The organism is Vibrio sp. Vb0598 (assembly GCF_033338935.1).
Taxonomy (GTDB): Bacteria; Pseudomonadota; Gammaproteobacteria; order Enterobacterales; family Vibrionaceae; genus Vibrio; species Vibrio alginolyticus.
Genome location: NZ_JAWOTP010000038.1, coordinates 1 through 12,299, shown reverse-complemented (window position 1 = coordinate 12,299; position 12,299 = coordinate 1). Strand labels below are relative to the sequence as shown.

At 44.4% G+C, this 12,299-nt stretch carries 12 protein-coding genes and 1 other annotated feature; of the genes, 7 read left to right on the top strand and 5 right to left on the bottom strand.

Annotation, left to right across the window (positions count from 1 at the left end; translation table 11 throughout):
• The first annotated feature begins 56 nt into the window (after positions 1-56).
• The 3 genes from hpf to yjjX all read left to right on the top strand — a co-directional run bounded on the left by hpf (position 57) and on the right by yjjX (position 2,362).
• The gene (gene hpf, locus R7Q38_RS22345; protein WP_005381889.1) at positions 57-383 is read left to right on the top strand and encodes a ribosome hibernation-promoting factor, HPF/YfiA family; all 327 of its coding nucleotides are present in this window, start codon (positions 57-59) and stop codon (positions 381-383) included.
• A gap of 108 nt (positions 384-491) precedes the next feature.
• Positions 492-613 (top strand) — a sequence feature (Phe leader region).
• A 12-nt stretch (positions 614-625) separates the two neighbouring features.
• Complete coding sequence (gene pheA, locus R7Q38_RS22340; RefSeq protein ID WP_017636154.1) at positions 626-1,804, top strand: prephenate dehydratase; 1,179 nt, start codon at positions 626-628, stop codon at positions 1,802-1,804.
• Positions 1,805-1,828: 24 nt separating this feature from the next.
• The gene (yjjX, locus tag R7Q38_RS22335; RefSeq protein WP_005381891.1) at positions 1,829-2,362 is read left to right on the top strand and encodes an inosine/xanthosine triphosphatase; all 534 of its coding nucleotides are present in this window, start codon (positions 1,829-1,831) and stop codon (positions 2,360-2,362) included.
• Positions 2,363-2,472: 110 nt separating this feature from the next.
• On the opposite strand, the gene trpR is transcribed toward yjjX, so the two are convergent.
• Both trpR and R7Q38_RS22325 read right to left on the bottom strand, forming a co-directional pair.
• Complete coding sequence (gene trpR, locus R7Q38_RS22330) at positions 2,473-2,781, bottom strand: trp operon repressor (RefSeq protein WP_005381892.1); 309 nt, start codon at positions 2,779-2,781, stop codon at positions 2,473-2,475.
• Between the two features lie 13 nt (positions 2,782-2,794).
• Positions 2,795-4,741: a transglycosylase SLT domain-containing protein gene (locus tag R7Q38_RS22325; RefSeq protein WP_411913405.1), complete on the bottom strand. Its 1,947-nt coding sequence runs from the start codon at positions 4,739-4,741 to the stop codon at positions 2,795-2,797.
• Between the two features lie 364 nt (positions 4,742-5,105).
• Here R7Q38_RS22325 and ettA point away from each other — a divergent pair, with 364 nt between their 5' ends.
• The 3 genes from ettA to R7Q38_RS22310 all read left to right on the top strand — a co-directional run bounded on the left by ettA (position 5,106) and on the right by R7Q38_RS22310 (position 8,404).
• Positions 5,106-6,773 (top strand): energy-dependent translational throttle protein EttA, encoded by a 1,668-nt coding sequence (gene ettA, locus R7Q38_RS22320; protein WP_005381894.1) that lies wholly within the window; start codon positions 5,106-5,108, stop codon positions 6,771-6,773.
• 230 nt (positions 6,774-7,003) lie between these two features.
• On the top strand, positions 7,004-7,363 hold the full coding sequence (locus R7Q38_RS22315) for a PilZ domain-containing protein (protein WP_065274196.1): 360 nt from the start codon (positions 7,004-7,006) through the stop codon (positions 7,361-7,363).
• Positions 7,364-7,402: 39 nt separating this feature from the next.
• Positions 7,403-8,404: a M23 family metallopeptidase gene (locus R7Q38_RS22310; protein WP_005381900.1), complete on the top strand. Its 1,002-nt coding sequence runs from the start codon at positions 7,403-7,405 to the stop codon at positions 8,402-8,404.
• Positions 8,405-8,481: 77 nt separating this feature from the next.
• Here R7Q38_RS22310 and tyrA read toward each other — a convergent pair whose 3' ends face one another.
• The 3 genes from tyrA to nagZ all read right to left on the bottom strand — a co-directional run bounded on the left by tyrA (position 8,482) and on the right by nagZ (position 11,898).
• Positions 8,482-9,609, bottom strand: coding sequence for a bifunctional chorismate mutase/prephenate dehydrogenase (gene tyrA, locus R7Q38_RS22305; protein ID WP_005381901.1), 1,128 nt, complete (start codon positions 9,607-9,609; stop codon positions 8,482-8,484).
• A gap of 21 nt (positions 9,610-9,630) precedes the next feature.
• Positions 9,631-10,707, bottom strand: coding sequence for a 3-deoxy-7-phosphoheptulonate synthase (locus R7Q38_RS22300; RefSeq protein WP_005381904.1), 1,077 nt, complete (start codon positions 10,705-10,707; stop codon positions 9,631-9,633).
• A 207-nt stretch (positions 10,708-10,914) separates the two neighbouring features.
• Positions 10,915-11,898 (bottom strand): beta-N-acetylhexosaminidase, encoded by a 984-nt coding sequence (nagZ, locus tag R7Q38_RS22295; protein WP_318114363.1) that lies wholly within the window; start codon positions 11,896-11,898, stop codon positions 10,915-10,917.
• A 99-nt stretch (positions 11,899-11,997) separates the two neighbouring features.
• Between nagZ and R7Q38_RS22290 the strand changes: the two genes are divergently transcribed.
• The coding region (locus tag R7Q38_RS22290) for an anhydro-N-acetylmuramic acid kinase (RefSeq protein WP_318114362.1) at positions 11,998-12,299 on the top strand (302 nt) is incomplete at its 3' end.

Sequence of the window (12,299 nt, the reverse complement as noted above, 5' to 3'; positions counted from 1 at the left end):
CTTAAAGCGGTAATCTGAACTCAACCCATGAGGGATGCAACAGAGGAAAAACACTTATGACAATGAATATCACTGGCAAAAACATCGAAATCACCTCTGCAATCCGAGCTCATATTGAGAGCAAATTTAAAAAACTGGAGAAATGGCAAGTAGACCTAATTGGTTGCCAAGCAACTTTCAGTGAGGAACCAAACAAACAGAAGAAATTCGAAGCGGTTATCAAAGTTCCTAAAGGCCAGCTCATTGCCTCAGCAACTCACGAAGATCTTTACGCAGCTATCAACGAAGTGGAGCAAAAACTAGAACGACAATTGAACAAGCTGACCCACAAACCTGAAGCTCGACGTGCAAGTAAGCCTGAGCTAGTGGAAGAAGAAGAGTAAACTGAACAGATTGAGGAAATAGCGCCGAAAGGCGCTATTTTTTTGCTTGACGCTCTCCCCAGCCTTGCTTATTGTGTTTAAACACTCATAAATTAAGCACTATTTATGCATTTAACCTCACTGTTTATTTTTGACTTCTTTTTCCTCCCATAGTTGGAGGGGCGAACTCGTTTGTGAAAGAAAAGTCAAAAACAAACAGAAAGCCTCCCAAATCGGGAGGCTTTTTTATAAGGAAAGAATTGATGACTGACCAACCTATTTCCCTCGAAGAAATTCGTTTACGCTTGAATGAGTTGGATGACCAACTTCTCAGCTTATTGTCTGAGCGCCGTAAACTCAGCATTGAAGTAGCCAAAAGCAAAGTACAAACCTCAAAGCCTGTTCGCGACGCCGTCCGTGAACAGCAATTATTGGTCAAGCTAATTTCTAATGGCCAAGATAAATACGAACTTGACGCGCAGTACATCACCAAGCTTTTCCATACCATCATTGAAGACTCAGTTCTGCTTCAACAAAGTTATCTGCAAAATCTCGTTAACCCACAGCAAAGCCGTAAGCCACTTGCTCGCGTCGCTTTTTTAGGAGCCAAAGGCTCTTATTCGCACTTGGCAAGTCGCGAATACTTCAGTCGTAAAAATACGGAGCTTATCGAGCTCAACTGCGAGCACTTTAAAGAAGTGACTCAAACGGTTGAATCTGGCCATGCTGATTATGGCGTTCTGCCAATCGAAAACACCAGCTCAGGCTCTATTAATGAAGTGTATGACTTACTACAACACACGACGCTTTACATCGTTGGAGAGCTAACTCAACCAATCGAACACTGCTTGGTTGCGAAAAAAGATATTCGTCTGGAAGATATTAAAACGCTGTATTCTCACCCTCAGCCACACCAACAGTGCAGTGAGTTTTTAAGCCGTATGAAAGGAGTAAAGCTGGAGTCCTGCGCGAGCACAGCAGATGCAATGCAGAAAGTCCAAGAGATGGATCGTGATGATGTGGCTGCAATTGGTAATGCATCAAGCGGTAAGCTATATGGCTTGCAAGCAATTCAAGGCAACATCGCAAACCAAACCGAAAATCATACTCGCTTTATCGTGGTTGCTCGTAAACCGGTTGAAGTTTCTACTCAGATTCCAGCAAAAACCACATTGATCATGTCGACCTCCCAAGAGGCAGGCTCATTGGTTGAAACACTATTAGTGCTGCAACGTTACGGAATCAATATGACCAAGCTAGAATCACGCCCAATTATGGGGAACCCGTGGGAAGAGATGTTCTACGTAGACTTGACATCACATCTTGCTTCGACAGAAATGCAACAGGCACTTGAAGAGCTGACAAAAATCACTAAGCACTTGAAAGTATTAGGCTGTTACCCGAGTGAGAACGTAAAGCCTACGCAAGTAAAATTGAGTTAATAGACACCAGTGAGTAAAAAGATCATGGCAACCCAAAAAGTCGTAATCGCATCGCTAAACCCAGCCAAAATTAATGCAGTTCAAAGTGCATTTCGTAATGCATTTCCGCATCAAGAATTCAACTTCGTTGGCATCAGTGTACCGAGTGAGGTCGCAGATCAGCCCATGACGAATGAAGAAACTCATCGTGGCGCGCTAAACCGCGTTAAAAACGCAAAAGTAGAGATGCCAAACGCGGATTACTATGTCGGTCTCGAAGCGGGAATTGAAGCAAACGTGACGTTTGCTTGGATGGTGGTTGAATCAGAGACTCACCGCGGTGAATCTCGTTCTGCAAGCTTAATGTTGCCGCCAAAAGTCTTGGAAAAACTCAAGGATGCGAATGAATTGGGAGATGTAATGGACGAAGTGTTTGGTACTGATAACATCAAACAGAAAGGTGGCGCTATTAGCCTGCTAACCCAAAACCAGCTAACTCGAAGCTCGGTCTATCACCAAGCCTTGATTCTGGCTTTAATTCCATTCACAAACCCTGAGCACTTTCCTTCAAATTTATAACACTCAGCCTATTCTCTAGATACGCAAAAGGGCGGATATTTCCGCCCTTTGTAATACGTTATCTTAGTCACTTGTAACACCAAGGCCTAAAAGCAAATTGGATATACTGTCTACTTAGATACCGCAACTTGTTCTAACAAGACTTTCAACTTGTCTTTTTCTTCATCAGATTTCGACTTTAGTTCGTTAGAGCCACGAGTAATGGTGGCAATGCCCACACCAAGCATCTGACTGATCTGACGTTGAGATAATTCTCCTTTAAGAAGTTCGTTAATTATATTAACGCGTGATATTAATGACTCTCTCTCATCACGTGACATCAGCATAGTTAACAGCATGTCATCTTGCTGGGTGCCCATACTTGTTCGAATTAGCTCAATAATCTGTTGCCAGTCTTTGTACTCGGGTTCGTGCGACATCAAGTTACCTCACTCAATACTTGGTATTGATCTCATGTTGATTCAAGAACGCGCCATCGATACCCAAAAGATCACGATAGTATGTTTCAAACATCAAGATGTTTTGTACATAACCGCGCGTCTCTTTAAATGGAATTGCCTCAATAAAGGCATAAGCATCCACTTTTCCTTGGGTACGCTCTCGCCACGTTTTTACTCTGTTAGGACCTGCATTATAAGCAGCAAGAGCAAAAATACGATTATTATCGTAATCCTCTAATAAACCTTGCAAATAATGGCTACCAATTTCGATATTTTTTCCTACATTGTAGAGATCCTGTGTACCTTGATAACTCAACTTATATTTACGTGCCGTGTACTTCGCCGTCGCAGGCATGATCTGCATAAGACCACGAGCGCCAACTGGAGAGCGGGCTTCAACATCTAACGCACTTTCCTGTCGAGCGAGAGACATCATCGTGATGGGATCAATGTTGTGCTTTTTCGCATAAAAGTTAAACCACCAGCGGTGTGCTATTGGGAACCTAAGTTCGATATTATCCCACATCTGCGCTTGAATACTCGCGGTCACCGTTAGGTTATGCCAACGTTTAAATGATGCATAAGCCGCCAACATCGCCTTTTCATCTTTCCCTACGCGGCGCAGTAAGTGTGCCCATTCACTCTTCGCTGCTGCGATTTTATCCGTCGCGATCAACTCTTCGATACGAGCTAACGAGTCTTGATAGGGTTGAACAACTTTCTTATCCAACTTAACCGTATGCGTTGGGTATTTGATTGATTGTCCGATTGCATTGGCGGCAGCCACACTGTAGAAGTTTCGTTGCCCAAGCAGAGTTGCTAAACGCTGTTTCCCCGCGATGTCATCACCTAACGCTATTTCACTTCTTCCAAGCCAATATTGCCAGCGTAGCGTGGCTTGTTCTTCTTTATTTAGAACAGCAATCCACTCTTGTACGCTTTTCCAATCTGCATTTTGAATCGCTAAGCGGATGCGCGTTTCAATCAACGGTAAGTACTGACTGGTTTTCGTTTTATCATCGCGCCATTTAGCTAATGACTCAGACTCCGTACGAGTCAATCGAAATGCAATATAGTCGGCAAGTTCTTGCGCTTTTTCTGGAGAAAACTTCTGTCCTTTAATGACGGCATCGTACGCCCCTTGTGCTTGGCTAGTGTTCATACGAGCCAACTTTTCTAACGCATATTCACTTTGCGCTCGATTAAAATCATTCGCAGGTTTTTTCTTCGCGAATTCCGCAACACTTGCAGGATTATCAAACAACGCTTTCATTTCTTTGGCTTGTTGCTTTGCCTGCGCTGATTTAGGCAGTTTGAGCAAGTAACTCATCAAACCGCCATTACGAGCATCAAACGCCAGTAACATACGCTGTAGAATCAGTTCATCGGTACGCTCACCCGCCTTGTCCCATGCTGCAAATAATGGGTCACACTCATCAGCAATGCTGATGCCACGTAACCACATATGTTCAGCCCCTTTAAATGCCGCGACTTTCTTGCCTTGCTTTAATTGAGCGACGTAGAAAATACATTGGTAACGCTCACCACTAGGAATGACTTTTTGAAACTCAGTAATGGTTTTCCAATCTTTTTGCTTATAAAGATGATTGAGGTATGGAGCGCTAACTCGACGAGAAAATGGAAAAGACTCGTGCTCAGAAATAAACTCGTTCACCTGTTGTGGTGACTTTTCCGGTAACTGTCTAATAAAAGTGCGGTAATCCACATAAGGCGTTAGTGGATAGTCAGAAATTTTAGGACGAATCGAAAGGTATCCGTCGATGTCATTTTTATCTAATAAATCTTGAGCTTGCTCATATACTTCGCGCTGCTTTTCCAAACTCAGCGCGGCATTAGCACTCAAACTCATAGCACACAACGCGGCGGCGCAGCATACGTTTTTAGCCAATTCAGATACGTTGAATCTCATTTGTGTCATTTTCCCCAGACATATACTGCCCTAAAGCCTAGTTTTGTTAGAGTTCATGTGATGTTAAGGCAATTTTCACACATGCATCTATTTACACAGAATGCAGATGTCCATGTAAAGCAACTTAGTGTATTAAAAATTGTACTCGTCAAACTTTTAAGACGATGGAGACAAAGCGTTTCTAACTCGCATAGAACACACTTCGTCATTCTTAACGAATAACAAAAGTGTATACCCTAACCGTGTAAGTTTCCGGTCAGCTCAAAATAAGAAATCCATTCGTTAGGGAAATTCTTGCAATGCGGTAACAAAAACAAAGCACTTGGTATAAAATGATGGGTTTGAATGACAGTTAATTTAGGAACGATCGGCAATGGCTGAATACGTATATACCATGTCGCGGGTGAGCAAAATTGTGCCACCTAAGCGTCAAATTCTTAAAGACATCTCTCTGAGCTTCTTCCCTGGTGCGAAAATCGGTGTTTTAGGTCTGAACGGTGCAGGTAAATCCACACTGCTACGTATCATGGCAGGTATCGACACGGATATCGACGGTGAAGCGCGTCCACAACCTGGTCTAAACGTAGGTTACCTACCTCAGGAACCAGTATTAGACGAATCAAAAACCGTTCGTGAAGTTGTTGAAGAAGCGGTTGCTGACGTTGCTGACGCTCTGAAACGTTTGGACGCAGTCTACGCAGCATACGCTGAACCAGATGCAGACTTCGACGCACTTGCAAAAGAGCAAGGCGAGCTAGAAGCCCTTATCCAAGCGAAAGATGGCCACAACCTAGAAAATGCGCTTGAGCGTGCGGCAAACGCACTTCGTTTACCTGAATGGGACCAAAAAATTGCGCACCTATCAGGTGGTGAACGCCGCCGTGTGGCTATTTGTCGCTTGCTACTTTCTAAGCCAGACATGCTACTGCTTGATGAGCCTACCAACCACCTAGATGCAGAATCAGTGGCTTGGCTAGAGCGCTTCTTAGTGGATTACACAGGTACCGTAGTAGCCATCACCCACGACCGTTACTTCCTAGATAACGCTGCGGGCTGGATCTTAGAACTGGACCGTGGTGAAGGTATCCCATGGGAAGGCAACTACACCTCATGGCTGGAGCAAAAAGACGCTCGTCTACAACAAGAAGCCTCCCAAGAGAGTGCTCGCCAAAAGACTATCGAGAAAGAGCTTGAGTGGGTACGTAAAAACCCTAAAGGTCGTCAAGCGAAGTCAAAAGCACGTATGGCTCGCTTTGAAGAACTGCAAAGCTCTGATCACCAAAAACGTAATGAAACCAATGAACTATTTATCCCACCAGGTGAGCGTCTAGGTGATAAGGTTATTGAAGTGAAGAACCTGACCAAGTCATTTGACGGTCGAGTTCTGATTGATGACCTGTCATTCAGCATCCCTAAAGGTGCAATTGTTGGTATCATCGGTGCTAACGGCGCAGGTAAATCGACGCTATTCAAGATGTTAAGTGGTACTGAACAACCAGACTCGGGCACAATTGAGATGGGCGATACAGTAAAACTGGCATCGGTCGATCAGTTCCGTGACAGCATGGACGATTCTAAAACCGTATTCCAAGAGATCTCTGAAGGTGCTGATATCATTAAGATCAACAACTTCGAAATCCCAGCTCGTGCATACTGTTCACGCTTTAACTTTAAAGGCAGTGACCAACAAAAGATTATTGGTGAACTATCGGGTGGTGAGCGTAACCGTGTCCACCTTGCGAAGCTGCTTAAAGCGGGCGGTAACGTGTTGCTACTCGACGAACCAACCAATGACCTTGACGTTGAAACACTGCGTGCTCTAGAAGAAGCGTTACTAGAGTTCCCTGGTTGTGCAATGGTTATCTCGCACGACCGTTGGTTCCTTGACCGTATCGCTACCCACATCATTGACTACCGTGACGAAGGCCAAGTTAACTTCTACGAAGGTAACTACACAGAGTACATGGATTGGTTGAAGAAAACATTGGGTCCTGAAGCCGCAGAACCACACCGTATCAAATACAAGCGTATTGCGAAGTAATCGCAACCCACAAAGTTTGATTGTAATTTGTACAAAGGCCGCTATCATAGCGGCCTTTGTTTTCTTTGTTATAAAAAGAGCTCATTAGCCCGTCTCGTTCGTTAAGAACATGACATTGCACTTACGTCACTCTGTAGCGACTTCGACACTTTTCAAACAACAATCGAACATTTTTTGTTCGTATTGATATACTATTCAATTCTGTTTGACGACCTGACGAGAATATTCATATGACAGAGAGACGACGCTTTTCACGTATTCTCCATCAAGCTCCAGCTAAGATAGAACAACGTGACTTGGCAATTGAAGCTAGGATTCAAGATCTTTCCTTGCATGGTTTACTCATGAAAGTGGAAGAGACTGAGGCTTTGGATCCAACCCTTCCAGTCCATGTGACTTTTTCATTTGATCAATCCGAACAAGTGATTACGTTAAAAGCGCAAATTGTGAATGTCTCTAAGTGTGAGGTTAGGTTGAAGATCGCTAAGATAGACATCGAAAGCATTAGCCAACTAAAACGATTTATAGAATTGAATGTAGGCAATAACGACCTTCTGAATCGAGAGTTAGAGCACCTCTCTGGTTTTTAGGAGAAAAATAAATGAACGCCTATTTAAGTAACAATAACTATGTCTAAAAAAATCATCATGCAGATCCCGACGAAAGACGGCGATCAGCAGTTCTATTTGGGCCGCAGTTCGGTCCTAGCAGTATTTGCTTCAGTATTGGCATTACCCGCCGTCGTTGGTGGCGCGTGGTACCTTAATCAGCAGCAGATGCACAATAAAGACGAACTAACACAAATCATCGCCAAACTGGAAAGTGAAAAGGCCGAAGTGACGGCTCTTTACGAAGAGCAGCTTGATACCAATCATTCGCTTTCCCAATCTTTGACGGACAAAAACAATCAAATTCAGCTATTGGGCAAACGGGTATTCGACGTTGAATCGGTTTTAGGTCTCGCAGACGAAGAGTTGATGATCGATGAGAACAGCATGGGGTTAGAGGAGCGAATTGACGCAGCCGCTATCGATTCTGCTGTTCGCGCGACGATGTTCCGTTTGATACCAAATGACAGTCCAGTCACATACCAACGTATTTCTTCTTCTTACGGCAGTCGTATTAATCCGATTTCAGGTAAGAGGCATGTTCATACTGGTATCGATCTGACTTGTAAAAGAGGAGAAGAGATCCTGGCACCGGCTGACGGTGTGGTGGAAACCGTTCGCCCGAGCAATCGTGGTTATGGTAACTATGTCACCATTCGTCACTCATTTGGCTTTATGAGCTCCTTTGCTCATCTACAACGCTTCAAAGTGAAAAGCGGTCAGTTTGTTAGTAAAGGCGACATCATTGCTCAATGCGGTAACTCTGGCAACTCCACAGGGCCACACTTGCACTATGAAGTACGCTTCCTCGGACGAGCACTCAACCCTCAATACTTAATGGAGTGGACACCAGAAAACTTCAATGACGTCTTTGAAAAAGAGAAAAAAGTGAAATGGGGACCTTTGGTTCAATTGATTGATAACGTTGTACGCCTACAAGTCAATTTAACCAATTCACCCTATCGCGATACCAGTATCAACACAGTATCAAGTGAAGATACGAGTAATACTGCGACGAACTGATTTGTCCATCAACACGAAAAAGAGCAGCTTACGCTGCTCTTTTTGTTTCGGACTCTGCACGGCTAAATGACCCGTGATTAGCCGCGATGAATATTATCATTCGCCTGTTTGAGTAAGTTTTGGCTCTCATTCATAAATTGTTGAGAATAAGTACCAAACCAATCACTCACCTGCTTAAAGCTTTCGATGAATCGCGCTTTGTCTCTGCTATCCAGAATCGCTACCGCATCACCTAAACGCTGATGGAATCGCTTGATCATATCGATATTCTCTTGAGAAGAGAAAATTATATCACCGTACAAGTTCGGATCCTGACCAAACAGTCGTCCCACCATCGCCAATTCAAGGCGGTAGATTGGCGAGCTTAACTTCAACAACTGATCGATGTTCGGATTCTCTTTGCTAAGGTGCATACCGTAAGCAAACGACGTGAAGTGGCGCAACGCCTGAATCAACGTCATGCCATGATCGTGCTCTTGTGCATCGATTTGGCACAAGCTTGCGCCCCAAATTCCAAACTGTTGCAATAGCCATTGGTAATGCTCGTGACCACGACCATCACAGTACACAATAACCTGCTTGGCAAGGCTCGGAACATCTGGGCCAAACATTGGGTGTAAACCAACTACAGGACCTTGGTGCACATTCAACATTGCTTGCAGAGGCTTCGACTTGATAGAAGTCAGGTCACACAGAATGCAGTCTTGCGGCAAGTTCCCCAGTTTTTCGATCACCCCTTCCGTTAGATGAATCGGCACCGTGACCACGACTAAACCCGCGTTGTCTAGAATCTCATCCGCATGATCCCAGTCTTTACTGCCGAGAACTTTGACCTGGTAGCCCGACAATTTGAACATACGCCCAAACAGGCCACCCAATTGACCATTACCACCAATAATAACAACTGAGCGTAAATCAGGGTTCAAACACTTAAAACCGGAATCTTTCTCGCTGGCATAAGACTCACGCATTGTTCGACGCAGAATATCTTCAATAAGCTGTGGAGGAATTCCCATTTTTTCAGCTTCAGCGCGACGAGAAGCTAACATCGCCGCTTCGCGGTCTGGAGCATAAATTGGCAAACCATGTTCGCTTTTTACTTCCCCAACTTTCTCTACGAGCGCTAAACGCTGAGCCAATAGCTCCAACATTTGCTTGTCGACTGCATCAATCTGATCGCGTAATGCGTTAAGTTCAACTGCCATTGATGTTCCTTAAATCCTGTATTAATTAGCCTTTAGACGATTTTCTAAGAAAGGCACTAGCTCTTCATGTGCATGACGTAATAGTGCCTCAGTTGAATCCCAATTGATACATGCGTCAGTGATAGATACACCGTATTTCATCTCTTCAAGAGCTAAGTCAGAAGATTGATTTCCTTCATTGATATGGCTTTCAATCATAAGACCGATAATAGATTTATTGCCTTCACGGATTTGATGAATCACATCCTCCGCGACTAATGGCTGGCGACGGTAATCTTTACGTGAGTTGGCGTGACTGCAATCCACCATTAATGAAGCATCAAGACCAGATTTCGCCATCTCTTGCTCACACTCAGTGACTGATACCGAATCGTAGTTAGTTTGCTTGCCGCCACGTAAGATCACATGTCCATTAGCATTGCCCTGGGTGGTTAACAGTGCGACTTGTCCCTCACGGTTAATTCCCATAAAACGGTGGCTAGAGGACGCAGCTTGCATCGCGTTAATTGCGGTTGCCAAACTGCCATCGGTGCCATTCTTAAAACCGATTGGCATAGACAGGCCGCTTGCCATTTCACGGTGAGTTTGTGACTCCGTCGTACGTGCGCCGATTGCAGCCCAGCTAAAAGTATCCGCCAGGTATTGTGGGCTAATTGGGTCTAGAGCCTCAGTCGCGAGCGGGATTTCCATTTCTGCCAACTCCACCAGAAGTTCGCGTCCAACATGCAGACCGTGTTCAATATCGAAACTGCCGTCTAGGTGTGGGTCATTGATCAGGCCTTTCCAGCCGACCGTGGTGCGCGGCTTCTCAAAGTAAACACGCATAACAATATACAGTTGGTCACTTAGTTGTTCAGAGAGTGCTTTAAGTCGCTTTGCGTAATCCTTCGCCGCTTCCACGTCGTGGATAGAACATGGACCGCATACAACAAGCAGGCGGTGATCCTTCTTGTGAATAATATTAGCGATAGTTTGACGAGACTCTTGAATAAAGCGACGTGCTTTTTCACTCAAAGGAAGCTTGGTTTTTAGTTCCTCCGGAGTAATAAGAACCTGTTCTTCGATAATATTAATATTGCTCAACTCACTTTTCTGCATAACTCTAACCTGTATATTTATTTTTACACCCAACCAAACCTTTGGTGAGACAACTAAGCTTTAACGACAAGATAACAGGCTAAAAAAGAAAAACAAGCGTACAGAATAAAAAACATTTAGTGTAAATTAAAATTTACAGTCAAATAAAAAGCCAAAGCATAATTAACTTTGGCTTCTCATCGCTGTTTTGAATCTTTTACAAGAGGTTTAGCTAGTCAAGCGTTTCATCGCTTCACTCGCCGCTTTCCACTCTTGAGATAGCTTAAGTTCGCTTGGAGAAAATGACTGTTTTTTCAGTAATCCATCCGCGAGTGGCACGGTTGAAACCTGTAAGTTGTCTAATACCTCAACGTGCGCTTCTCGTTTATTACACATTAACAACATATCGCAACCAGCTCTCAATGCTTGAGCACCTCGCTCGGCTGGGCTGCCCATAATCGCAGCGCCTTCCATGGTCAAATCATCCGAAAAAACCAAACCTTTAAAACCCAATTGCTGACGCAGGACCTGTTTTAACCAGTATTCAGAACCGCTGGCTGGTTGAGCATCATAATGTGGGAAAATCACGTGAGCAGGCATCATGGCATCTAAAATACCGGCATCAATTTGCGCTTTGAAGATCGCCATATCTTGTTCAAAAATGTCGCTGCGCTCGTCGTATGGTGTTTCTAGATGTGAGTCTGCAATCACGCCACCATGTCCAGGGAAGTGCTTTCCTGTCGTTGCCATGCCAACACTCTTCATTCCTTGCATATAAGCAGTGCTATAGCGAAGAATGGTATCGGCATCTTCACCGAATGCACGGTTACCGATCGCTTTACATTGATGGCCTTGGTCAAGTACCGGGGCAAAGCTTAAATCAATATCATGGGCAATCAGCTCTGCTGCCATTAACCAACCGCCCATACGAGCAAGCTCTTCACCATTTTGATGTTTAGCGTACTCATCAGCAGCAGGAATTAATGAGAAACCTTCACGAAAGCGCTGCACTCGGCCGCCTTCTTGATCCACACCGATCAAAAACGGGCGCTTAGCCGCCTTTCGGATGGATTGAGTAAGTGCTTGAAGCTGTTCGCTATCATGATAGTTGCGAGCAAATAGAATTAAGCCACCAACCGTAGGATGCTCCAAGATTTCTTTGTCTTCAGCGGTCAGTTCATACCCCGCAACGTCAACCCATAACGGTCCCATGTTTTCTCCTCAAAATCGGCTGAATATCTCGTATTCGATGAGGTTATTCGCTTCAGATTTGCTTTACAATAAGTGAATGAAGAATTGACGAGATCGGCTATGAAATTTAACGAACTGTACATTGGTGTGATGTCTGGAACGAGTATGGATGGTGTTGATACCGCTCTAGTTGAAATAAGCGATGAGCACGTTCGTCTGATTGCGCACGACGACTACCCAATGCCCGCAGCACTAAAAGACATGCTGTTATCTGTTTGTACCGGTCAAGCAACAAATTTAAAAGCCATAGGTGAACTTGACCACCAGCTCGGCCACCTATTTGCAGATGCCGTGTTACAGCTGCTCAATAAGTCTGGTTACGTCGCAGAGCAAATTCGTGCGATTGGTAATCACGGTCAAAC

Excerpts from the sequence above, each read along its gene's own strand:
- hpf (WP_005381889.1), top strand. The coding sequence starts at position 57 with ATGACAATGAATATCACTGGCAAAAACATCGAAATCACCTCTGCAATC.
- pheA (WP_017636154.1), top strand. The coding sequence starts at position 626 with ATGACTGACCAACCTATTTCCCTCGAAGAAATTCGTTTACGCTTGAAT.
- yjjX (WP_005381891.1), top strand. The coding sequence starts at position 1,829 with ATGGCAACCCAAAAAGTCGTAATCGCATCGCTAAACCCAGCCAAAATT.
- trpR (WP_005381892.1), bottom strand. The coding sequence starts at position 2,781 with ATGTCGCACGAACCCGAGTACAAAGACTGGCAACAGATTATTGAGCTA.
- R7Q38_RS22325 (WP_411913405.1), bottom strand. The coding sequence starts at position 4,741 with ATGACACAAATGAGATTCAACGTATCTGAATTGGCTAAAAACGTATGC.
- ettA (WP_005381894.1), top strand. The coding sequence starts at position 5,106 with ATGGCTGAATACGTATATACCATGTCGCGGGTGAGCAAAATTGTGCCA.
- R7Q38_RS22315 (WP_065274196.1), top strand. The coding sequence starts at position 7,004 with ATGACAGAGAGACGACGCTTTTCACGTATTCTCCATCAAGCTCCAGCT.
- R7Q38_RS22310 (WP_005381900.1), top strand. The coding sequence starts at position 7,403 with ATGTCTAAAAAAATCATCATGCAGATCCCGACGAAAGACGGCGATCAG.
- tyrA (WP_005381901.1), bottom strand. The coding sequence starts at position 9,609 with ATGGCAGTTGAACTTAACGCATTACGCGATCAGATTGATGCAGTCGAC.
- R7Q38_RS22300 (WP_005381904.1), bottom strand. The coding sequence starts at position 10,707 with ATGCAGAAAAGTGAGTTGAGCAATATTAATATTATCGAAGAACAGGTT.
- nagZ (WP_318114363.1), bottom strand. The coding sequence starts at position 11,898 with ATGGGACCGTTATGGGTTGACGTTGCGGGGTATGAACTGACCGCTGAA.